Source organism: Paenibacillus liaoningensis (assembly GCF_059609455.1).
Map to the genome: position 1 here is coordinate 85,779 of NZ_JCAALU010000014.1, position 22,326 is coordinate 108,104.

The 22,326-nt window shown below is 47.0% G+C and carries 19 protein-coding genes, 2 tRNA genes and 1 pseudogene; 15 read left to right on the forward strand and 7 right to left on the reverse strand.

Features of this window, described 5'->3' with window-relative positions:
- Window positions 1-2 precede the first annotated feature (2 nt).
- Genes AC6B99_RS21815 through AC6B99_RS21825 form a run of 3 tightly spaced genes read left to right on the forward strand, consistent with a single transcriptional unit; the run spans window position 3 to window position 4,786 of the window.
- Window positions 3-1,145, forward strand: coding sequence for an oligogalacturonate lyase family protein (locus AC6B99_RS21815; RefSeq protein ID WP_496664236.1), 1,143 nt, complete (start codon window positions 3-5; stop codon window positions 1,143-1,145).
- A 19-nt stretch (window positions 1,146-1,164) separates the two neighbouring features.
- Window positions 1,165-2,316, forward strand: coding sequence for a glycoside hydrolase family 88/105 protein (locus AC6B99_RS21820; protein ID WP_496664237.1), 1,152 nt, complete (start codon window positions 1,165-1,167; stop codon window positions 2,314-2,316).
- 43 nt (window positions 2,317-2,359) lie between these two features.
- Window positions 2,360-4,786, forward strand: coding sequence for a glycosyl hydrolase family 95 catalytic domain-containing protein (locus tag AC6B99_RS21825; RefSeq protein WP_496664238.1), 2,427 nt, complete (start codon window positions 2,360-2,362; stop codon window positions 4,784-4,786).
- A gap of 132 nt (window positions 4,787-4,918) precedes the next feature.
- Here the strand turns inward: AC6B99_RS21825 and AC6B99_RS21830 are convergent, their stop codons facing one another.
- Window positions 4,919-7,291 (reverse strand): MMPL family transporter, encoded by a 2,373-nt coding sequence (locus AC6B99_RS21830; protein ID WP_494858487.1) that lies wholly within the window; start codon window positions 7,289-7,291, stop codon window positions 4,919-4,921.
- 47 nt (window positions 7,292-7,338) lie between these two features.
- Window positions 7,339-7,956, reverse strand: coding sequence for a TetR/AcrR family transcriptional regulator (locus AC6B99_RS21835; protein WP_235533021.1), 618 nt, complete (start codon window positions 7,954-7,956; stop codon window positions 7,339-7,341).
- Between the two features lie 165 nt (window positions 7,957-8,121).
- On the opposite strand from AC6B99_RS21835, the gene AC6B99_RS21840 reads away from it, so the two are divergent.
- Entirely contained in the window at window positions 8,122-8,502 is a 381-nt protein-coding gene (locus tag AC6B99_RS21840) for an immunity protein PIM1 family protein (protein WP_496664239.1), read from the forward strand.
- A 134-nt stretch (window positions 8,503-8,636) separates the two neighbouring features.
- On the opposite strand, the gene AC6B99_RS21845 is transcribed toward AC6B99_RS21840, so the two are convergent.
- Window positions 8,637-9,527, reverse strand: coding sequence for a LysR substrate-binding domain-containing protein (locus AC6B99_RS21845; RefSeq protein WP_494877988.1), 891 nt, complete (start codon window positions 9,525-9,527; stop codon window positions 8,637-8,639).
- 126 nt (window positions 9,528-9,653) lie between these two features.
- Here AC6B99_RS21845 and AC6B99_RS21850 point away from each other — a divergent pair, with 126 nt between their 5' ends.
- Both AC6B99_RS21850 and AC6B99_RS21855 read left to right on the forward strand, forming a co-directional pair.
- Complete coding sequence (locus AC6B99_RS21850) at window positions 9,654-10,823, forward strand: MFS transporter (RefSeq protein WP_496664240.1); 1,170 nt, start codon at window positions 9,654-9,656, stop codon at window positions 10,821-10,823.
- Window positions 10,824-10,855: 32 nt separating this feature from the next.
- A tRNA-Ala gene (locus AC6B99_RS21855) sits at window positions 10,856-10,931 on the forward strand.
- A gap of 363 nt (window positions 10,932-11,294) precedes the next feature.
- On the opposite strand, the gene AC6B99_RS21860 is transcribed toward AC6B99_RS21855, so the two are convergent.
- The gene (locus AC6B99_RS21860; protein ID WP_496664241.1) at window positions 11,295-13,235 is read right to left on the reverse strand and encodes a S8 family serine peptidase; all 1,941 of its coding nucleotides are present in this window, start codon (window positions 13,233-13,235) and stop codon (window positions 11,295-11,297) included.
- 646 nt (window positions 13,236-13,881) lie between these two features.
- Here AC6B99_RS21860 and AC6B99_RS21865 point away from each other — a divergent pair.
- On the forward strand, window positions 13,882-14,442 hold the full coding sequence (locus tag AC6B99_RS21865; protein ID WP_056029109.1) for an RNA polymerase sigma factor: 561 nt from the start codon (window positions 13,882-13,884) through the stop codon (window positions 14,440-14,442).
- The gene (locus AC6B99_RS21870) at window positions 14,423-15,115 is read left to right on the forward strand and encodes a DUF4367 domain-containing protein (protein WP_496664242.1); all 693 of its coding nucleotides are present in this window, start codon (window positions 14,423-14,425) and stop codon (window positions 15,113-15,115) included. Before AC6B99_RS21865 ends, AC6B99_RS21870 begins: the two co-directional genes overlap by 20 nt.
- A gap of 253 nt (window positions 15,116-15,368) precedes the next feature.
- Here the strand turns inward: AC6B99_RS21870 and AC6B99_RS21875 are convergent, their stop codons facing one another.
- Complete coding sequence (locus AC6B99_RS21875) at window positions 15,369-16,673, reverse strand: S-layer homology domain-containing protein (protein WP_496664293.1); 1,305 nt, start codon at window positions 16,671-16,673, stop codon at window positions 15,369-15,371.
- On the opposite strand from AC6B99_RS21875, the gene AC6B99_RS21880 reads away from it, so the two are divergent.
- Window positions 16,666-16,893 (forward strand): S-layer homology domain-containing protein, encoded by a 228-nt coding sequence (locus AC6B99_RS21880; RefSeq protein ID WP_496664243.1) that lies wholly within the window; start codon window positions 16,666-16,668, stop codon window positions 16,891-16,893. The two genes, AC6B99_RS21875 and AC6B99_RS21880, sit on opposite strands and share 8 nt — an antisense overlap.
- A 199-nt stretch (window positions 16,894-17,092) precedes the next feature.
- On the opposite strand, the gene AC6B99_RS21885 is transcribed toward AC6B99_RS21880, so the two are convergent.
- Window positions 17,093-17,464, reverse strand: coding sequence for an iron chaperone (locus AC6B99_RS21885; protein WP_496664244.1), 372 nt, complete (start codon window positions 17,462-17,464; stop codon window positions 17,093-17,095).
- 560 nt (window positions 17,465-18,024) lie between these two features.
- Between AC6B99_RS21885 and AC6B99_RS21890 the strand changes: the two genes are divergently transcribed.
- From AC6B99_RS21890 to AC6B99_RS21905, 4 genes and pseudogenes are all read left to right on the forward strand, one after another.
- Entirely contained in the window at window positions 18,025-19,239 is a 1,215-nt protein-coding gene (locus tag AC6B99_RS21890; protein WP_496664245.1) for a cytochrome P450 family protein, read from the forward strand.
- A 25-nt stretch (window positions 19,240-19,264) separates the two neighbouring features.
- Window positions 19,265-19,471, forward strand: a pseudogene (locus tag AC6B99_RS21895) (NAD(P)-binding protein); the annotation flags it as partial.
- Window positions 19,464-19,778 (forward strand): hypothetical protein, encoded by a 315-nt coding sequence (locus AC6B99_RS21900; protein ID WP_496664246.1) that lies wholly within the window; start codon window positions 19,464-19,466, stop codon window positions 19,776-19,778. The pseudogene AC6B99_RS21895 and the gene AC6B99_RS21900, both read left to right, overlap by 8 nt.
- Window positions 19,779-19,810: 32 nt before the next feature.
- Window positions 19,811-20,053, forward strand: coding sequence for a ferredoxin (locus AC6B99_RS21905; protein WP_099519796.1), 243 nt, complete (start codon window positions 19,811-19,813; stop codon window positions 20,051-20,053).
- A gap of 298 nt (window positions 20,054-20,351) precedes the next feature.
- Here AC6B99_RS21905 and AC6B99_RS21910 read toward each other — a convergent pair whose 3' ends face one another.
- Window positions 20,352-21,464 (reverse strand): SDR family NAD(P)-dependent oxidoreductase, encoded by a 1,113-nt coding sequence (locus tag AC6B99_RS21910; RefSeq protein ID WP_056029086.1) that lies wholly within the window; start codon window positions 21,462-21,464, stop codon window positions 20,352-20,354.
- A 55-nt stretch (window positions 21,465-21,519) separates the two neighbouring features.
- On the opposite strand from AC6B99_RS21910, the gene AC6B99_RS21915 reads away from it, so the two are divergent.
- Window positions 21,520-21,589, forward strand: a tRNA-Asp gene (locus AC6B99_RS21915).
- A gap of 167 nt (window positions 21,590-21,756) precedes the next feature.
- On the forward strand, window positions 21,757-22,287 hold the full coding sequence (locus AC6B99_RS21920; protein WP_235533020.1) for a hypothetical protein: 531 nt from the start codon (window positions 21,757-21,759) through the stop codon (window positions 22,285-22,287).
- Window positions 22,288-22,326 lie beyond the last annotated feature (39 nt).

Sequence of the window (22,326 nt, forward strand, 5' to 3'; positions counted from 1 at the left end):
GCATGTCTGCAAAAGGAACCGTGTGGCCCTCGGAACGGAAGACGGAAACTGATCGGCTAACAGGCCTTGAAGTAACGCAATTAACCAATTATAAGGCGCATAGCTATCATTTATATTTTACGGAAAACGGTTGGTATGACGGAGAACAACGGCTGTTGTTCATCTCGGACAGGGAAAATTGCGCGAACCTGTACAGCTTGCATGTGGAGAGCGGTTTGATAACCCAGCTGACGGATTACAACGATGTGGATCAATTGGATGCTTGCCTGCTGCCTGACGGGAGCGCGGCGTTCGTGAAGATGGGACGAAGCCTCATTCGTCTGGACCTTGAATCGCTTGAAGAGAAGCTGATCTACGAAGCACCGAAGGGCTATCATCTGGGCAATGCGAACGCGACAGCCGACGGCCGGTTCATTATGACCTGCGTGCAGGAGGATCTGTCGTATCGCATCCGGCTCGATCTAGGCAACGGCTATGTCGGCCATCGGGAGTTGATGGAGGCCGCGCCCCACAGCATGATCGTACGTATTGATGCGCAGATCGGCGGCGGAGAGAAGGTATATGAAGCGAACCGATTCATTACCCATATCAATACATCCCCAAAGGAGCCTTGGCTGATGACCTTTTGCCACGAAGGCCCATGGCATTTGGTAGACCATCGTATCTGGGGGCTGGACCTGCGCACGGGTCATGCTTGGAAGATCAGGGAGCGTCTGGAGGAAGGCGAGAAGGTTGGGCATGAATTTTTTTATCCGGATGGCGTAACGGTTGGCTATCATGGATTCCGAGTGGACGGTACCAATTTTTTTGGCAATATTCGTTATGACAATACAGGCATGGAAGAGACGGAGTTCGGCTTCGATACTTGGCATGGCTATGCGGACGGATTGGGGCAAGCGATCGTTGATGGGAAGGGAGCGGTCAAGACGCTTAGCCTATGGCGCAAGATCGACGGCGCGTACGAAGGCCCGCGAATCCTGTGCGAGCTGCGCTGCAGCTTTCATTCGCAGAAGGTGCACGCCCACCCGCGTTTCAATGCGGACGGAAAAAGGCTGCTCTTCACAAGCGATAAGAACGGATATGGCAATTTGTATATAGTCGACATTCCAGAAGATTTTAGTTCTTTACCGCTGCTGGAAAAGTAACCAAAAGGAGGAGAAGCTGATGAATGCTGCAACTGAAATCCTTAATGCAGAACGTATATCCGTTAGGGTCGCCAGAACGATTTTGTCCCAAAGCGAAGATGGCTATCACCCGAATATTGCTAATAAGTGGGGCTATGTGGCCGGGATGGCACTGACGGCGATCGGGAGGCTCGGCGATTGGACCGAAGAATCTGAATACGAAGCAACAGTGAAGCGTCATATGGATGTTTTCATCCAAGAGGACGGCTCCATTCGCGGCTATACGCTGGAGGATTACAATCTCGACCATATTAACAAAGGAAAAAACCTGCTGAGACTATGGAGAAATGGAGGAGATTCAAAGTATGAGCAGGCCGCCCGGCTTCTCATTACTCAATTGATTGGGCAGCCCCGTACAGATGAAGGCGGATATTGGCATAAAAAAATATATCCCTTCCAAATGTGGCTGGATGGTCTATACATGTCTTCTCCGTTTATGGCGGAATTTGCCAACACCTTTGGCGAGAGCGGTTGGTTCGATGAAGCGGCGCATCAGCTGCTGTTGATCGAACGGCGCACGCGCAACCCCCAAACGGGATTGCTGCATCACGCATGGGACGAGAGCAGGGAACAGCGCTGGTGCGATGCCGCCACGGGCCGCTCCCGGCATGTGTGGGGACGCGGGATGGGCTGGTACGCCATGGCGCTCGTAGACTCGCTTGAGCATTTTCCCGTTCATCATCCGAAACGCGGCCAGCTGATGGGGATTTTTGAGCGGATGGCGAATGCCTTGCTGCGCGTTCAGGATCAGGAGAGCGGCGTGTGGTACCAGTTGCTGGACTGCAACGGCCGCCAAGGAAACTATTTGGAGTCGTCGGGCTCGTGTATGTTGACGTATGCGCTGGCTAAGGGCATTCGGCTCGGTTATTTGGCTGAGATTGACAGGCAGGCAGTGGAGCTCGCATATGATGGAATTCTTGAGCGCTTCGTAACCGAGGATGAGCATGGCGTTCATCTCCACAGCATTTGTAACGGGGCAGGCTTGGGCGGGCGCAAGTATCGCGACGGCTCCTATGAATATTATATGAGCGAGCAGGTCGTCAGCGATGTACTAATGGGCGTTGCCCCGCTTCTGCTGGCAAGCGTTGAGCTGGAGCGGCTTCGCAGGCAGTCGGATACTGCCATTATTTAACGAGATGGCAGGAAGAGGATCAAGCGAAGGAGGAAGGATACGGATGCGGCAGCAAAAAGACAAGCGAAGCGCCGATAAGCTTTTGATGAGTTATCCCGCGTCATGGTGGCGGAATATGTGGCGCGAAGCGCTTCCCTCGGGCAACGGCGTAATTGGCGCATCCGTATTCGGCGGCGTACAGGAGGAGACGGTGCTGCTTAACCATGCCCGTCTATGGCATTGGGGGCGCAAGGATGAGCTGCCGGATGTAAGCGATACCCTAGCCCAGACCCGCAGGCTGATGGACGCAGAGCGATATGCAGAGGCAAGCTGGCAGCTTGCGAATGCTTTAAAGGAGCGCGGTTACGGGACGAAGCTCGCTTCCAGATTTCCGCTGGCTGCGATCCGGCTTGTCATGCCCTGCGGCAATGCCTTTCGCGGGTACAGCAGGATGCTTGAGATGGACACCGGAGAAATAACGGTAGGCTGGACGGACGGACCGAGCCAGTATCGTCGGAGGCTGTTCGTTTCGCGCGCAGACGATTCGGTTGTCTATGAGCTTGGAGGAAATGAGGAAGCCAGCGTATCGGGTGAGATCGGTCTGGATCTTCACCCGAGCGATCGCTGGGCGGATACGCCGGAATTCAAGGAGCTTGAGCAATCGATTGAAACGGGAGCAGGCGATGCTTACGTCTGGTTTGCCGGAACGAATGACGATGGAACAGATTTCGGAGCGGTCATGTTGGTCATTCCGGAGGGCGGCAGCATGGAAGCGGCGGGAAGCGTCATCCGCTTCGAGGGAGCGAGGCGGCTGCTGGTGCTTGTGAAGCTGTTCGTCCTGGGCGAGCGCTCCAGGGACTGGGAGCGGCTGAAGCAGGAACTGGCCGAGCTTGTTGTCGATTCCTCCTATGAAATACTGCTTGAGCGCCATATCGCCCTGCATCGGCCGTTATATCATTCAGCCTCGCTGAAGCTCAATGACGCGGAAGATGATTTGCGATCTAATGAGCGGCTGCTGCTGGATGCGTATGAGGGGGAGGCGCCGCCGGCACTTGTTCGCAAGATGTGGGCCTATGGCCGTTATTTGTTTTTGAGCGGCACCTCATCTGCGGAAGAGGCGGAGCCTTTCGGCCTGTGTGGGCTTTGGGGAGGCGATTATAGGCTGGTATGGTGCCATAACATGGCGAACGAGAACATCCAGATGATGTATTGGCATGCGCATGTTGGAGGTCTGGGCGAACTGGTCCCTTCCTTATTCCGTTACTATGAGGGATTAATGGAAGACTTTCGTGAAAATGCAAGCAAGCTGTACGGCTGCCGCGGTATTTATATCCCAGCAGGCTCCACGCCGGGCATCGGCGTTCCTAATCAGATAGTGCCTGTCATTCTGAATTGGATCGGCGCAGCTGGTTGGCTGGCCCGGCACTATTATGAGCATTTCCGTTTTACCGGAGATGTTCAATTTCTGCAGGAGACAGCGCTGCCGTTCATGCTCGAGGCGTTGCTTTTTTACGAGGACTTCTTGGTTACGGACGCGGACGGCTTTTACAAAATATATCCCTCTGTATCGCCGGAAAATACTCCGCTCAACTTCATGCCGGCTGATGGCAAACCGCTTGCGCACCCGATGCCTACGGCGATCAATGCGACGATGGATGTTGCCATTCTGAAAGAGCTTTTGCAGCACCTAATAGCAGCGAATCGGAAGGTGGGCGGCGATCCGGAGGCAGAGAAGGAATGGAGCCGCATGCTGAAGCGATTACCCGCGTATCGGCTGAATAAGGCTGGCGCGGTCAGAGAGTGGCTCCATCCTGCTTTTCAGGATCGGTATGCGCACCGTCATCTATCTCATCTGTACCCCGTTTTCCCTGGGCAGGAATTAACGCAAGAGAGTGATCCTACCTTGTTCGGCGCGTTTGAAAAGGCTGTGCAGCGGCGCGAGATTGGAGCCCAAAGCGGGTGGTCGCTAGCTCATATGGCTGCTATTTATGCTCGTTTTGGAGATGGGGACAGCTCCTTGAATTGTCTGGATATCCTCTCCAGATCGAGTCTGCTGCCTAATCTGTTCACGCTCCATAACGACTGGCGGGGAATGGGCTTATCGATGCAAATGCCTACGGCTCCGGTGCAATTGGATGCCAATATGGGGTGGGTGAATGCTGTGCAGGAGCAGCTGCTTCAGGTATCCGACAAACTCATTAAATTGCTGCCGGCGCTGCCGAAGCGTTGGAAGCGGGGGCGTCTGGCCGATTGGAGATTCCACACAGGCAAAGTGGCGCTATCGTGGAATCAAGAAACGGGTTCGTTCAGAGCAGAGTTGACGGCAGATAGGGATACCGACATAATCGTCAAGCTGCCGGATTGGGCGGGAGCCTGCAGCATAACCGGCGGAGAAGTCCAGCCTTCGCCGCTAGGTCCCGCGTACTTTACGTTGCGAATGAAGAGTGGGGCGCCAACGGTTGTTTTTGAATCCGAATCATTAAATCAATAAAGCAAAAGAACCACATCCTATGACGTGGTTCTTTTGCTTTATTGGCGGAATGCCGTGGGGAGGGTGTGGCGCAAGCTTCACCCTCCTTTTATAAACGAAATTTCAATATAGATAGAGTGAAAATGTTGAACGTTATGCGGGCTTGTTCGCCTTCTTTTTGCTGTCGATGCTGCCCTGAGCATTCAGTGCGGTAATCAGCTTGTCACCCTCGACATCGAGGTTAGGCAGAATGCGGTCTAACCATTTTGGCAGCCACCAAGCTTTGTCTCCGAAGACAGCCATGACGGCTGGAACCAGTGTCATACGGACAATGAAAGCATCGATAAGGATGCCTATAGCCAGCGCGAAGCCGATCTGTTTGATCATGGCATCAGGTGCGAAAATGAATCCGGCAAAGACGGATACCATAATGACAGCAGCGGCTAGAACGATGCGGCTTGCTAGATCATAGCCGTGAACGACACTGTCGGTTCCTCTATGACCATGCACGTAAGACTCACGCATAGAGCTTACTAGGAAGACCTGATAATCCATCGCCAGTCCGTAAAGAATACCAGTGACAAGAATAGGCATAAAGCTGAGCAGCGGGCCGCCTGTGTCAAAGCCGAAGAGTGAATGCATCCATCCCCACTGGTAAACGGCTGTAGTAAGGCCGAACGTCGCAAGTATGCTGAGAATAAATCCGACCGTCGCTTTAATGGGAACGATGATCGAGCGAAACACAAGCAGCAGAATAATGATGGACAGAATGACAATGATGCCCACATACAGAGGGAACGCCTCCGACAGCTTTGACGACATATCAATATTAATAGCGGTGAATCCGGTCACGCCCAGCTTAATATCCGTATTTTGCGCAATGCTTGATTCTGGGGCACGCAGATCGTTTACTAGATCCTTCGTTGCCAAGTCCGTTGGGCCTGTTTTGGGAATCAGGCTAATAATCGCCATATCGCCCGTTTTGTTCACACCCATCAATGTTACGAGTGAAACATTGTCATGCTTTTGAAGCTCTTGGACGAGATTGCCGAGTTTTTCAGGAGTAAATGTATCGGAGGCATTTTGCGGCTCGCCCACCAGAAGCAGGGGACCGTTGAAGCCTTCTCCAAATCCTTTGGAAATCGCGTCATAACTTTGCCTTGCAGCCGTATCGAGGTTTGCCGAGGCGCCAGAGGGAATCCCGAGCTCCATTTTTGTAACCGGAATGGCTGCCGTGCCTAGAACGATGATCACTCCGATAATAATAAGCCAGCGGTATTTCACCGTTCCCTTAACCCAGCGAATCGAGAAGCCATGCTTAGCTTTCTGGTCAGAGCTGTTGTTTTTCATACGGACTTTAGGCGAGCAAATACGTTCACCTACGAATCCAAGCAGAGCAGGCAGCAGAGTCAGGGCTAGCAGCACAGTGACGAAAACCGTCACACCAGCGACCATTGCCATCGTAGACAAGAACTCAATGCCAATAACGAGCATGCCGAACAAAGCAATAATAACCGTTAAGCCTGCAAAAAATACCGCGCTGCCAGCTGTACCTACAGCTCTGCTCGCAGCTTCACGCGCACTTAAGCCTTGGTCTAAAATCATGCGGCGCTGACGATTCACAATAAACAGGGAATAGTCGATACCGACAGCGAGTCCAATCATGATCGCCAAAATAGGCGTTATGTCATTGATCGAAATGAATTTTGAGAGGGCATACGCGCCTCCAATGCTGATCGCTACGCCAAAAAGAGCGGTAAGCAGCGGCAGACCCGCAGCAACAACAGAGCCAAGCGTAATAATGAGCACAACGGCTGCAACGAGAAGCCCGATTGCTTCTGTCGAGCCTATGGCTGGCGTGCTCTTAAGCGAATCACTAGGTATAGCTGTAATGCCGGAATTGTTCTGCTCAACAGCTGCGACGGCGTTGATTACAGCGTCTGGTACGGATTTGGGCAGTGAAGCCTGCTGCTCGGTGAATTGGAACTGGAACAGGGCGAGACTGCCATCAGATGAGAGCATCACTCCTATTACCGGAACGCCATCTACCATCAAAGGGCCATAAGGAGGTATTTCAGCGGCGCTTGGCTGGTTCGTTTGTGTTCCTTGGGCTGCTTGTGTTTCTTGGCTCGCCCCTGCAGCCGCGGCGCCCATTTGGCTGCTGTCAGCAGCCGAAAGGCCAGCTTCCGCAGCCAATTTGGCAGGATTAATGACATAGTCTACATTATAAACGTCATTAACAGCCTTCTGGATTAAAGCTAAACGTTCTGGTGTATCCAAACGTTCACCAACTGGTACCGTAAAGGCAATACTGGCTTGTCCGCCAGAAGCTTCGGGAAGCTCTTTCGTTAGTTGATCGAGTACCTTCTGCGATTCTGTACCGGCAATTTTCATTTCAGAGCTGGAATGGATGCCGTTGACTGCGAGCATAGCGATTACGACGCCAAGGATGGCGATCCAGCCGATGAGGAACTGCCATGGCTTGTCATAAGCGGATTTTCCTAACTTGTACAAAAATGTTGACATGTGATGTTAATCTCCTTTATATCATGATGAATGGTGGTCAGTAGTGGCTAGAAGCCCTTTCGCAAATACTCGAACATCGAATTTAAATATTGATCGAATGGGATCGCAGCTGTCGGTTCTGCTTCCGTCTCGCCCAGAAGCAGGACGTTCAGACTGCCGTCAAGTATTGGTACAAACGCTCCATAAACGGCGCCGACTAGAAGATGGGTATAACCGTCCTTATAACGTCCGCGGGCGAATGGTTCCAATGCTTCCTGAGCTGCCATTTGCAAACGGCGGAACACACCCAGGATGTACGGTTCAAGTGTAGGGTACTGCTTCGAAAGGGAGATGAATTTGCGTATTTTAAGCAGAAACTCAGCAGTAAACTGCATCTGCATCAGGCTGTACAACACATCAAGCGGTGTTGCTCCTTGTGGCAAGCCCGCAAGTAATTTCTCATATTCCTCTACACTCGTTGTTGGGACAGCGACGGCAGCAACGGCTTCTTCTTTGCAGGAAAAATAGTTGGCGAACGTGCGTCTCGAATATCCGGCCTGCTGCACGACGTCGTCGACTACGAAGCCATCCAAACCTTTTTCAAGCGCGAGCTCGAATGCGGCTTCGGCCAGGGCAGAGGCGGTGGCTTCTTTTTTCCTATCACGCAAGGTTTGTTTAGCAATCAATGACTACACCTCCTTTGTAAATTCGTATACATGGAAAAAGCGTATTTTATACAACTGTCATAAATATTATTGCCCAATATGCAAATATGCACAATGGGCAAGTTTTTCGAAATTGTGAACGTTACTTAGGCGTTTGAAAGAACTTTAATTAGGAGGCGGATTTTGGTGAGTCAATCACAATTGGACATATTGTTAGAGGGTTTGGAGGCAGGGAGCCTGCTTACGGAACAAACATTTTCTGAACTGGATGCTGACCAATATTTAGATAGGCGTGATGCGAATGATGACGAATGGATTACGGCTTCAAAGCGATGGGAGCTCGATGCTGATGGTTCTGATGTGGAAGAGAGTGAACAAATACATGCGGGGCGAGAACAAGCGTTCAAGCAAGCATTCCGCTTGACAGGGAACCATGATCTCGCCGGGTATATAAGCGATGATATTCGTTTGATCTGTATGGCTTTAAGGCAGGACGGGGGCGAAGATCCGGTTATTAAGCATATGCTATCGTCCTATTTGCAAGGCCAATTGCCTTTATTAAGCTAGATGCTGGAGATGGAATAATCGTGATGTGCCGCATCGTAACCGTTTCATTTAAGGTAGCTAGAACAAGGGACAACCCTTGTGCACAGCTGTCTTTTTTGTTTGCATCATTGCGGCTGCCTGAAGGCATAGTCGCTCTAGCCATTTTTTCCATGAAAAAAATCAATCAGCCCATCCGTTAATTGTTGATGCGAGCGGCTAATAAAGCGATCCGTACAATACATCAGCTCCATATGGCGCACAGGTGTAGGACCTTTAAAGGGTATAGCTACAATGTCCAGGCGTTCTGGAAATTGACGAAGCAAGCCTTTCGGCTGTATAGTAGCGCCTATCCCAGCAGAAACTAATTGCAGCAAGGAATGGGCCGAACTGGTTTCCATAACGGTAGCTAATTCAAAGCCTTCTTTGATGCAAACCTCATCCACTAAATCACGGCCGAGAAAGCCTTTCGGATACATAACTAATGCATGCTGCACCAGCTCTTGCAGTGTAATTTCCTTCTGTTTAGCAAGCTCGCTTGCTGCATGAACGAAGAGATAATAAGGCTCCGAGCCAAGCGGGACTTGGACTAATCTTTTATCAGGCAGGCCTTGCAAGCCAATTCCGATATCGACTTTATGGTTAAGCACTTCTTCTTGTACATGGATAGTCGAGAAAACCTGCAGTTGGATGTGAGGATACTTCGCCTTAAAAGGAACGAACAGCGGGACGAGTTGAAAATCCAAATCCGAGGGCAGCACGGCCAGACGGACAGTGCCGCCTTCTCCAGATAGAAGCTCCTTTATCGCATTTTTGGCATCCCGTTCTGCTTGTAGCATCTTAACTCCGTAATGCGACAGGAGCTTGCCGGCTTCCGTTGCCACAACCTTTTTACCGATGCGGTCAAAAAGCGGCGTGCCGAGCTCAGCTTCAAGGATGCGAATTTGCTGGCTTAATGTAGGCTGTGAGATGCCAAGCCTTTCGGCAGCCTTCGTAAAATGAAGCAGCTCAAATACGGCCATAAAGTACTGTATATTGCGATTGTCCATGCAGAGGCTCCTTTGAATGATAGTTTTTTACTATCATAATAATATAAATTATAGGATTGATCAATGAAATGTGGCGCCATATACTTGATGAAGTGTTACAAAGCTAAATAGAGAGAGGCAGCACGTATGAAAAAATATTTTTTACTGTTAGCTATATTTATCGCAGCTTTAAATCTAAGACCGATTATTACATCGGTTGCCCCTTTGCTTCGTACGATGCAAAACGATTTGGCAATGAGTGGTCTGACCGCAAGTCTGCTAACGACATTACCTGTCTTATGCATGGGGATTTTTGCTCCAGCGGCAACCGCATTGCGTGATCGAATAGGGCTTGAGCGAACTATTTTCTTTGCATTATTTCTCATTACAGGGGCAACCGCTTTGCGGGGGATTGTTAGCTCCGTCATTATATTGATTGTAAGTGCGCTAGTTGGCGGAATTGGAATCAGCTTGGCAGGACCGCTGCTGTCGGGCTTTATTAAAAAGTATTTCCCCACAAAGCCCGGCATTGTAAGTGTTTATTCTGCTTCGATGACCGTAGGGGCAGCCATTGCCTCTGCATTTGCCATACCTTTATACAATCGCAGCAATCACAGCTTAACGCTGACTTTGTCATGCTGGGCTGTTTTAGGCGTGTTGGCCTTAATCGTGTGGTCGGCTTTTCTTGGAAACAGGGGGAGTAAGGGGAGCAAGGAAATCTTGGTACGGTCTAGTTCGAAGCTGCCAATCCGCAATAAAAAAGCGGTTATGTTGACCTTATTTTTCGGATTAATGGCCAGTGTCTTTTATTCGGTTACGGCATGGATATCACCGATTGCCCTTAACTTCGGGTACAGCGCAGCAAGCGCGGCTATGCTCCTTACTGTGTTTACGATTATTCAAATTCCGGTATCGTTAACGATTCCATTCCTTGTAGCTAGGTCTGGGAAACGGCGATTTTATCTGGTCCTTTGCAGTGTGTCTGAGCTAATCGGGATTGTTATGCTGCTCTTCCATCTGCCAATGCTGCCACCTGTAATATTGCTTGGCATTGGGGCAGGAGGATTGTTTCCACTGGCGCTTATGCTGCCGATTGTCGAGACGGATACGCCAGAGGAAGCAGGAGCATGGTCGGCAATGTCTCAGTGTGGCGGCTACATCATAGGAGCAATGGGGCCATTATTAATTGGGGCGATTTATGATCGTAGTGGGAGCTTTATGGCTGCGCTACTTGCGATGCTTGCTGTTATAGTGGTGATGATTGGGGTGCAGGTGGTTATTACGGGGGGGAAGAGTGAGGGAGAGGTAAGTGCCTGAATATACTGAGTACCAGCATAAAGATTTAATAAGGGGCCTTAGCTCGGCTGGAAGAGCGCGTCGATGGCAGCGATGGGGTCAAGAGTTCGATCCCCCTAGGCTCCACCATAATATAAATGTCAAAGTGGTACGACAATTCACCGAATGTTCAAGTTGCCATTGAAGGTTTTGGCAGGTGGTGAGTTGGGAGAACAAATCGACCACGTATCGGTTAAAAACATGCTAAAAACGATGCGTAATCCGGGTAGCTATAAAGCAGGCATCCTAATAGAATGTAATCGCCATCGCATCTTGATCCTTTTTTTTATAAGTAAATTGTGAATATGTAAATATTTTATTTAAGACAATTGATTTTTTAAAAAAGGAGTTTACTTACAGAGCAGAAGTATGGGGTTATCAAAGATAATAATAGAGAGGTTGGGAATTGGTATGCCCCTACCTCTCTATTATTTAATCAAGTTTTTAATCTTTTTAGTAAGGACCGAGCACAGTCCAAACATCGTAGAGATTACTATTCAGATCTGGAGGTTGATTTTGCGTCCACCATTTGGCTTTATACTTCACTCCGTTATAAGAAACAATGTCATCTTGAACATAAATGGAGGAAGCGCTCCATGGAGTAAAGGAAGCGTCAACTTGAACCGTCACCGAGTTATTTTCCGTAGACAAATTACTAAAGCCATCCCGAGCCTTGACAGTAAATGTATATGAACCACTTGTTAATCCACTGATCGTAGCGGAGTTGCTAGTCGTTCTTGCTATAGCAAATGGATCGTTATTCACATAAATGTCATAACCGATCAATCCAACATTGTCCGTAGAAGCTGTCCAATTCAAGGTAACTGTGTCAGTGATAGTACTAACAACTAGATTGGTTGGTGCTAGTGGTGCTTCTGTGTCGTTAGGTACGGCACCTGGCGTAGGTAAATTTGATATAATTTGTTTCAAATTGGGTAGGGTGCCGATTCTATCATTAGCCATATCGGAAGTCGGGGTATTGAACGGTAACCATCTCAGTATTCTACGAATTTCAGCTGGCGAATACGGCTCGCCGAAATTAGCCTTAGCAATTCCTTGCAGTTGTAGAATCGCGCCTACAACGACAGGTGAAGCGGAAGATGTTCCATTGAAATAGTCGGTATAACCAGTTGTCGAAGCAGTACTTGTTGCACCTAAGGTAGCAACGTTCTCACCAATACCGAAAACGTCGATTCGATTGCCATGGCTACTAAAGTCGAGTCTGTAGTGAGGCGCAGTTGATGATCCCGCTCCTACAAGTATTGCTCCAGAATCTTTGAAATCTGGGAGATCCCGATTGTAGATGTATTTATTATCCCAATGCTGGTACTGATCGAGATCAGCACCACCGTTGGCTCCCGCTTCTACAACGACAATACCTAAGCTTGTTGCATATTGGATGGCATCAAACTCTGCTGGCTGTGTTTCGATAGGTAACCAAGGACCGCCAAAACCGATCTGTATTTCAAGCAGAATAACGTCACCCGGAGATAATACTTGTGTGGCCGCTAAAATGGCTTCTGCTGCGCCACCTGAACGAACTAAAGAGGATACAATGGGCGTTGCTTTGTTAGCTAGCCCGATATTGCCGATAGCATTGTCAACCGCGGATACAACCCCGAGTACAGCCGTACCGTGACTACCATCTCCATCATTAATGCCACCTGGCAAAAGCTGTATGTTATGAGCAGCTAGATCTTCATGATTTAATGCCCAACTCCACTCGATATCGGCCCACTGGGTGCCTTTACCATCGCCACCTTCAAATTGCCAAGCATACGGAGCGTTAATACCTAGAGGATCTGCTTGCGCATATCTTTGAAATGAGAAGCGTGGATTGTTATCTGGAAGGACAGTTGTTGTGTTTGGAAAAGGTGCATTGGCTAATTCTGGTTTTTTGCTTAAATACGCTTCCTCAACGAGCGACAAGCTTCGCAACTTTTGTAACAACTGTTCGACGTCAGCGCCAGCAGGAATCTTGGAATAATAATAGCGATCAAATACGGATTCAAACGGACTATCAGTAATGCCTTTGTTAGCTGACGGTAAGAATTGCTGCGAGATTAGCGGGTCAAACGCTAATTCTGGGACAGCTGATAGCGGCGATACTTCTTGTTGCAATTGAAGTTTTCCTTCTTTACTTGGAAGGAAGGCTTGTTGTTTAAGTTTGACAACAATTTTTTCTTCGAATATTGAAGTTGCAGGGTTTGAGAATGATGTACTCGTCGGAAAGGACTGTCCACTCTCTGAAGCGTATGCTCCATTTGACAAAGTACCTAATGATAAAAGCAAGGTCGAGGCTAGAGCGACGGACAACGTTTTTTTTAATTGGGAATAAGTATGTATAATAGTAATCTCTCCTTTGTAATCGTTCTTTATTTTAGTTCCAAGCACTACCGTTTAGAAATTAAAAGTAATCAAAAAGCTGAACGCTAGTAATAAAGAGTAGACGAGTGCGATAGGTTACGTTCTGATTAAATGCGAATACAAGTCTATCATCCCCTTTTATTCAATATATTTAACTTTTTGTTTCTATCTGGATGAATAGACTAACAATTTACAGTGTAAGTTAAGGCGAATATTGGATCAAATCTGAGGTAAGCGTAAACAAAGACAGTAATATACAGATATCAGCTTGAAACTTCTATTTACTCTCTTTCCCATAGGTTCAGTAGGAGATAATGTCGAATAATTCCTATTTTAATGTAATTTATTGTTGTGAGCTGAGTCTAAACTCCTAATTTTGAAAAAGAAACCGACTAATCCGGTAGAGCACGTCGTTGGCAGCGAAGAGGTCATCTAGAGAAAATAGTGTTAGTATAAACGGATATTGGGGTTCTTTTAAACCAAAGATGAAGTCGAAAAGCCGCATCAACAGGCATACTGTTCATGTGGCCTTTATCGTTTGAAATTCAAGCTAGAAGGAGTTTGGGGAATTAAGCTTAAATTCGCGAAATCTTTATTGGACTGTCAGATTTAAAGCGCAGTGCAGCGAAAAATGCGCTCAGGCCGTCTAATAGGTGGAGGTGATAATTCAGTGATGCCGGCCGGCTCGAATAACAAGGAAAATTTCCCGAAAGATCCCTCTCAAGCTCTAGAGCAGCTGATGGAAAGCTTTGGCTCGACGATCATGCGCACCGCTTATTTTTATACCGGCGATCAGCATTTTGCCGAGGATATCAGTCAGGAGGTATTTCTTCGCGCTTATCGCAACTGGAACTCGTTTCGTGGAGATAGCGCGGTTAAAACCTGGTTGACGACGATCGCTATCAACGTTTGCCGGGATAAGATGGGCGTGCGGATGTTTACGGAACAGCCGACCGATCCCAGCCGGATGGAGCGGGGACGGATATTCAACGTGGAAGAAGAAGCGCTTAAAAGATTGCAGAAAAGCGAGATTTTGCGGCATATGCTGCGTCTGCCTCTGCCGTATCAGGAGGCTTTGTATTTATATTATTATCTGGACTTGGACACACGGGAAATTGCGAAAGCGACGTCGTCGCCCGAGGGTACCGTGAGAAACAGACTGCACCGGGCGCGCGAGGCGTTGGCTCGGGAAATGCGCAAGGAGGAGACAACCGATGACGGACATGGAGCGTAATTTACGACAACATTTGCAAAAGGAGTCGGATGATATGTTGTTTTCTAAAATGGAATTGAGCGATAGCGTTAAACAGAAGATCAGGAATCAAGCCGCCGCGGAGCAGAGAAGCCGCCGCCGATTCTATCTTCCGAAAGCCTGGCTTGCAGGATCGGCAGCGCTGGTCGCGGCAGTCGTCATAGTGACGGCATTGCCGATGCTGCAAGAGCCCGCCGCAGTCCCGACCCCAGCGGATCATTCGCCCGGAATCGTACTGCCCGGAAACGGAGGAGCCACAGGTTCGGAGTTGTCCCAATTGATTACAACTCCGTTAGGAACGGCGGAGGCAGCGAAAGCAGCTTTCGGTTCCGGTGTGCTAGTTCCTCAAGTCGCCCCGGAAGGCTTCAAGCTGGCTGAGATCGTCGGCGTGGGAAGGAAGGACCAACCGCTCAGAGATATAAACTTCACATACGGCTCGGGTGATAAGACGGTGACGTTCAGCGCGAGCCGCATGCCGGCGGCGTTCCCGACGGACCTGTTCACACAGACCAAAGTGGGCGGAGCGGACGGCTTTATTTTCGAGCAAGCCGAGTTCACGGAGCTGTTCTGGGTGGTTGACGGCATTCAGTATGGCGTGTCCGGTCCGATTTCGGGCGACGAGGCCATGAAGGTAGCCGAATCGGTGGAGCCTTAATGAGTTGATGCATGTATATCGTGAATGAATGGAACGCCCCACCTGTCGAATGCTAGATAAATTGGGGTAGTGTAATATCCCCATAGGAGACGTGCAGATGAGATTAGCCGTTTTCAACTATAACAAAGAGAAACTGCCCAGACCCGGCCACAGCCAGGTTTGGGCAGTTTCTCTTTGTTAGTTGAATGTCTTCAGAAGGCGTTTCGCCGTCCCATTCAAAGCCGGGGGAAAGTCCGCGGCTCTCATTATGCCATTACTCATTAATTAACATTGCTTGCTGTAAGAATCTTGTTACAATTGCAGTAGTTTGTGCACGTGATAGGTGACTTGCTGCTGTAAGATGTTGATTATGGCCTTGCATGATATTGTTTATGACCATAAGTGCTACGGCTTTCTTCGCCCAACCAGAAACTTGTTGACTGTCCTCAAACGAACTTAATGCATGGTTCGCTTCGGCATCCGTCACGGTCGACGCAAGCGAAGTGATCGCCATCGTTCTAGATAAGATCACAGCGGCTTCTTGCCTTGTAATCGTCTGATCTGGTCTGAACGTATTATCTTCAAAACCTTGAACAAGTTGATAAGCTAAAGCCGCTTGTACAACAGATGCATACCAATCTGAGGACTTCACATCCTGTGGCAAGTTAATTTGCTCAACTGACTTCAAGCCCAAGGCTCTAACAACAATCGCGAGAAACTCTGCACGGGTGATATCTTGATCAGGTTGAAAGGTTGTTGCTGTAACACCATCAACAATGAGGCGCGAAGCCATATTATTGACATCATTTTGACTCCAATGTCCTTGCACATCGGCAAATTTCTTCGAGTTCCATATAATTGAATAGGTACTATTCGTTAAGCTATTCATTACGGCATGTAGTTTGCCGTCTTTTGTAAAGACATTTGTTGGGATGTGGGATATTGTTCCATCTTCATTTAATACAACGGCAGTTGTTATTTGAGTGGGATCGATTAAACTCGGCAATACAATCTCACGTGACACATAACGATCGAATCGATCGATCTTAATGGTACGATCTCCATACATAGCTATAATTTCAAAATTAATCGCTGGAGCAGCCAAAGTCGCATTTTGGATTGCAGCGGCAGAATCAAGCAACTTCTTATCACCGTTAAAATCACCAACTGCTAGTGAAAAAAACTGATTCGAAAATGTAGAAATCGTTTCCTCTCGAAATGTGCCCGTTTGATCACCAAAGAGAATATGAAGTGAATATTCTGACGGACCATTATTAGCAACCGCTATATCAGCCCATCCATCACGATTAAAATCACCTGTAGCAAGCGCGCTTGGTTCGTTGATGCCCCCATATTCGTCACCAGTGGTAAATGTTCCATCCCCTTGTCCATACAAAATATATACTTTCTTCGTTCCCTTGTTAGCTATAGCCAGATCGATCTTGTCATCATCATTAAAATGACCTGAAACGATGGAATTGGGTGAGGAGATTCGATTATCAACTGAATGATCTTCTATCTGAAATTCCCCATTGCCGTCTCCAAGCAACACGCTTAGATGGTTTGATCCAGTGATCATAGCCAAGGCGATGAAAATCACTGAATTAAAAGACCAACTTGCTGCCAAGTCGACAGATGAGATCATTCATCCGTACAAAGATGCAGCAGCAGCCTCCGATTGGGCGCTGAACAGCATTGCAGACTCCTTGCAGGCTGGTATCGTTACTGGAATGCCAGGTGCAAGGCTTGCACCGAAGCAGGACATTACAAGAGTTGAATTTGCCTTAATCGTTCAATGACTGCTTCAAAAATCTGATCTTATTTAATACATGTTTTTCAAAGAGGGTTATCAACAACAGAAATGTGAACTGCATCCCGTCAAGTAGACCGAACAAAAAATAAAAATTGTTAAGCGGCCTTAGCCCCGAATTGCATTGGACATTTATTTTGCTTGCAAACGTACCCGAGACGAACCCGTATCAGAGGTGGCCCTATTTTTCATTTCCGCCAAAAAGTCGAACAATCCGCCTTATCCAAAATATTAAACTCAATCATTTCCTCCAGTAATGAGAAATCAACAGGACTATCCCATTTGATACGCAACAACTGACTGGTGTGATCATAGCCAGCCTGCACAATGGCATCAGAAAAATGATTAATGCCTACCTTTTCAGGGGCCACAGCCAAATGCTGCTTAGCTACGCTAAAGCCAATAATGAAGGTGTCGTGATCGGTAAACATAGGCTGATTCCAAGCGATTTTTGGCATTAAATTTGGAAATTTCGCAGCTATCCAAGCCAAAACCTCTTCGGTTCTAGCCCGATGCATCGGGTTATCTATATTCGCTAAATATTCTGCAAAAACTTCCATGTTTTTACCTCCGGGCTCAAACCCCAGTAATGTTCTAGCTTCTCCCAAACAACAAAAGGAATAAACAAATTTAGACTAAGTATATCAATGAAAGAATCAACTTTCCAGAGCAGCAGGTTTATAGGCGGAGGACGCTAATCAATGCTACTTTTCCAGATGGGCCTGTTATGGCAGGGCCAATGGTAGCGATATTAGGGAATGTTTTCAGAAGATTCTTTCTGGCCACCCGTCCTTGCCAAAATAACAAGAGGAATTCCATGAAACTTATGGGGCCTATTGGGGAAAACCGCTTGGTATCTGCCTAAATGGCTTGACCGTATTAAAATATTAGCCAGTTAATAAGTGATGATTCCTGTTTTGAACTTTTGAATAGGAGTCATCTTTTTTCAATTCCCATTATCATTCTTTGAGGTCTTCGTTAAAATGAACTGGTAGTATAGTTAAAAATTACCCGTTTTAATAGGTTTGTTACATTAGTTCCAACGAATCATTGATAAGAAATGAACGAATAGTATAAAATTGAATTGTAAATAAATTCTAATTGCCTAAGGAGACTCCCAATGACAACAAATCAGCATAAGGAACCCGCCCAGTCGAAAATCGATTATTTGAACGAAGCGTTTATTCGAAATCCTCATCCCATCTATGCAGAGGTACGCGAGCAAGAATCAGTATCCCGTTTTCTTTTGCCCAGTGGTCACTATGCGTGGATTGTTACGGCGTATGAGGACGTTGCAGCAGTATTAAGCGATTCGCGATTTGTGACCAACCATCCGGTAGAGGAAGGAGTAGAACTTCCGTCCCATGTGGAGATTATTTCCCGAAACCTAAGCAATGTGGATGCAACCGATCACCGCAGACTTAGGCGTTTGGTGCAAAAAGCCTTTACCCCAAGAATGGTGGATCAGCTTAGGGGGCGAATTGAGGAGCTGACTAATGATCTTCTTGATCAAGTTCAGGCAAAGGGAGAAATGAATTTGATTGAGGATTTTGCATTCCCTTTGCCGATCAAAGTGATTTGCGAAATGCTAGGGGTTCCGATTGAGGATCAGGATAAATTCAGTGATTGGTCGAGCGCCATCATGGAAGGTTTTAATAATCCGAAGCATGCCGAACGCAGCGAGCAAGCGTTGATTGCATTCATCGATTATTTGCAGCACTTAATTGCTAGAAGACGAAGCGATCTCAAGCAGGATTTGATCAGCGACCTCATTCGTGTCGAGGAAGATGGGGATATGCTTAGCGAGCATGAGCTGTATGCGATGATATTCGTGCTTATCATAGCCGGCCATGAAACGACGGTGAATTTAATCGGCAACGGCGTGCTGTCATTATTGGAGCATCCAGAGCAGCTGGAGAAGCTGAAAAACGAGCCTGAGCTGATCCATTCGGCGATAGAAGAAATTTTGCGCTATGACGGGCCCGTTGAGGTCAATAATATGAGATTGGCAACGGAAGACGTCGAGCTTCAAGGCAAGCAAATCCGCAAGGGGGAAATGGTGTTTGTTGCGCTAGCTTCGGCGAATCGAGATGACAATCATTTTACGGATCCCAATACGTTCGACATTACACGAAAAGTGAACGACCATCTTGCTTTCGGCAAAGGGATTCATTTCTGCATGGGCGCTCCTTTGGCAAGATTAGAAGGGGAAATTGCCATTAGCACATTGCTTCGGCGCATGCCTGAACTTAGATTGAAAACAAATCGCGAGTCACTGAATTGGCGTCATGGTATTATTATTCGCGGCTTGAAAGAAATTCCGCTCTTGTTTTAGATAATGTATGGAAAGGAGAGTTTAGATGGACGAAATAACTGATCTTCTCGTCATTGGCGGAGGTCCAGTAGGCATGTTTGCTTGCTTTTATAGTGCTTTACGTCATGCGAGTGTTAAGCTGCTTGAAAGTATGCCACAACTGGGAGGGCAGCTTGCAGCCTTATACCCGGAGAAATATATTTATGATGTTGCCGGCTTTCCGAAAGTGACTGCACAAGAGCTTATTGAAAGCGGAGCGGGTAACATTTGTCCATCGGCTTGACCGATTCCGTGCTCATGAACATAGTGTAGAACGGCTCAAAAATTCGGCAATCGATATTCGAACACCGTGGGAAATTACGTCTCTAGAGGGTATAGATCATATTGAGCATGTACAGCTTCAGCATTGTGCTTCAGGAATAGTAGAGGAAATGGAAGTGGATGCCGTCGGATTCGGCGAGGCACCAACGGCTGTTAACAACGCCATGACCTATATCGATCCAGATGCTAAGCTGTCCCTGGGACATAGCAGCAATATGAAAATCCCACAGCTATCTTAGCTTCAACCAATATGAAGAAAGGAGGACTGAGCATGGCCATATACACATGGGTGGATAAAGAGACATGTATAGCTTGTGGCGCTTGCGGTGCTGCGGCTCCAGATATTTTTGATTATGACGGAGATGGGCTTGCTGAGGTGTTCTATGGTGGAGACGGAAATCGCGGTGTAACTGCAATTGAAGATGACGAACTCATGAATGATTTTCAGGATGCGCAGGACGGATGTCCAACCGATTCGATCAAAGCTGCGGATAAACCATTCTCATTGAGCTAATTATAATCCATCTCCTGAAAAGCGATATCCGATGCCTCGCACGGTATGATTATGGCGCGGAGCCGGTTAATAAATACGCTGAGGTTGTTGTTATCATAATTCTCCTGCTTTCTAGATATGTTGATAAATATCTCTTTTGGTCAGCGCGCGATATGAATGATGGTACGCTGTTTCTTACGGATATTTCTTACATAGCGAGCAGTGGAGTGAAAGGGATTATGCGCATTCAATGAAGGCGCATGATCCCTTTTATTTATAGGGTTACGGGGTTCATAGGGACTCGTATTTGGCATTTCCATCACCAATCCACCTGCATATAATCCTTCAAAAACACACCCGTGAGTGGACGCTCAGCCTCTGATCCTTCATAGATGGGATCGCAAATTCTAGCAGCAGCATCGTTAAAATCCAAGGGTAAAATAATCTCTCGACTGGTCTGAACATGCTCTGGGAACTGATTGGATACCCATCCAGGATCTACGCTGGTTATGAATATTCGATGTTTTTTATATTCTTTTGACATTGTTAGGGTCATCATATTAAGCGAAGCTTTTGCCATGTTGGTGTGGATATGATAACCGCCTTTTCTTTTCATATTAAATTTGCCTTCTGCAGCAGATACATTTACGATAAAGCGATTTTGATGGGGACTTCTCAACATCATTTCTTTCAATTTTGTATTGAGCAAAAATGGAGCGGTTACGTTGATTAATTGAACTTCAAGCATTTCAACAATGGAAATTTGATGAGACTGAGCCGTCCATGAGTTATGTAATGGCGTATGATGAGCCAACATTCCCATTTCTTGATTCATTAGCTGTAAATGCTGAAAATCATTTATTTCATTTTCATCCGCAGATTTAAGAAAGTGCGAGATGGTTGTACTGTCGGCGATTAATTGCTGGTTGCCAATCATTTGTTTCTGGAGCTCTACTTCATTTATTTGTAACGCCGTATACTCCTCGGGAGACATTCTTACCGTCTGGGCAGCATTATTGATGATGATGTCGATGTAAGGGAACTCTTTATCTAGGTAGTGGGCGAACATCTCTACTCTTTCAATTTGGCGAAAATCTAATCCGTAGATGTGGATGCGATCTTTCCAATTTGGAAAATCAGGCTCTTTAATATAACGTTGTAGGGCATCATAGGGAAAACGGGTTGTTAAAATAACCCTTGCACCGTCTCGTAATAGACGTAATGCAGTATAATAACCTATTTTTGTTCGTCCACCTGTAACTAAAGCGATGCTAGACTCTAAGTTATGTATGGCTAAACGTTTCTTTTCATTGTATTCACCGCATGGTTGGCAAAGCTTTATATAGTGTTCGTGAACTACAGTATTGGGTTCTTTACAGATATAGCATCTGCGAGTTCTGCCGTTCTCATTTGTATCTTCCTGTTTTTTCATTATTATCACCTTAAAAAATTATTTACACATATAATAACATATGATAGAATTTTCTTACACAGTAGCTTAATTAAGGCGCCTGCCTATCAAGCAGGAGAATGAAGGTCCCAATCCTTCCTGTGTATGGTGATAGTTTAATGAAAACACCTTCCCGCTAAGAAGGAGATGGAGGTCTAACTCCTCCTCACCTTTATAATTGAAGCTGCAAGCCCTTAATTTCGCTTATTTGCGAATTAAGGGCTTTTTTATTTTAACGAGATGAGCCAGATGGTCGAATAGGAGGGCAATTTGGATGGTTGGAAACGATAGGCTGAAACGTAGTAAAGAAAGGGAAGTTAATTTTATTGGGCCGAAGCAAGTCTTGACAGACAATAAGGCATCGTATACATTTGTATACATAACGTTTTTGTATACGATTGTATACATGAATCCGAAAGGGGAAATTGAAATGCGTGATGGACATAGACATAAAGACAAGCGTGGTCATGGAGAACATGGGGAACATCGGGGGCATGGGCATCATCCTAAGCACGGGGTGCAAGCGCAGACGTTTCGCCGTGGCAGGGCTCTCGCCTTTCTGGAATCGCTGAATGTGAAGCGGTCGACTTTGCAGCGGCAATTAGACGAGCCGGAGTTTGAGTCGATTAAGCAGGTTATTAGCGGCGAGTTAAAAGCGACAGACACGATCATCCAGGAATTTATCCATGTGTTTCAGCTTTATGACCTAACCAATGATTCTCCAATTATTGAAGAGAAATCAAGCGGCGACGATAACGTTAACGTTGGGGACGATGAGGCTAATCCTCCAACCGTAAACAGTTAATTTTGGGGCCATAGAGCCACTATAAAAATGGAGGTGGTG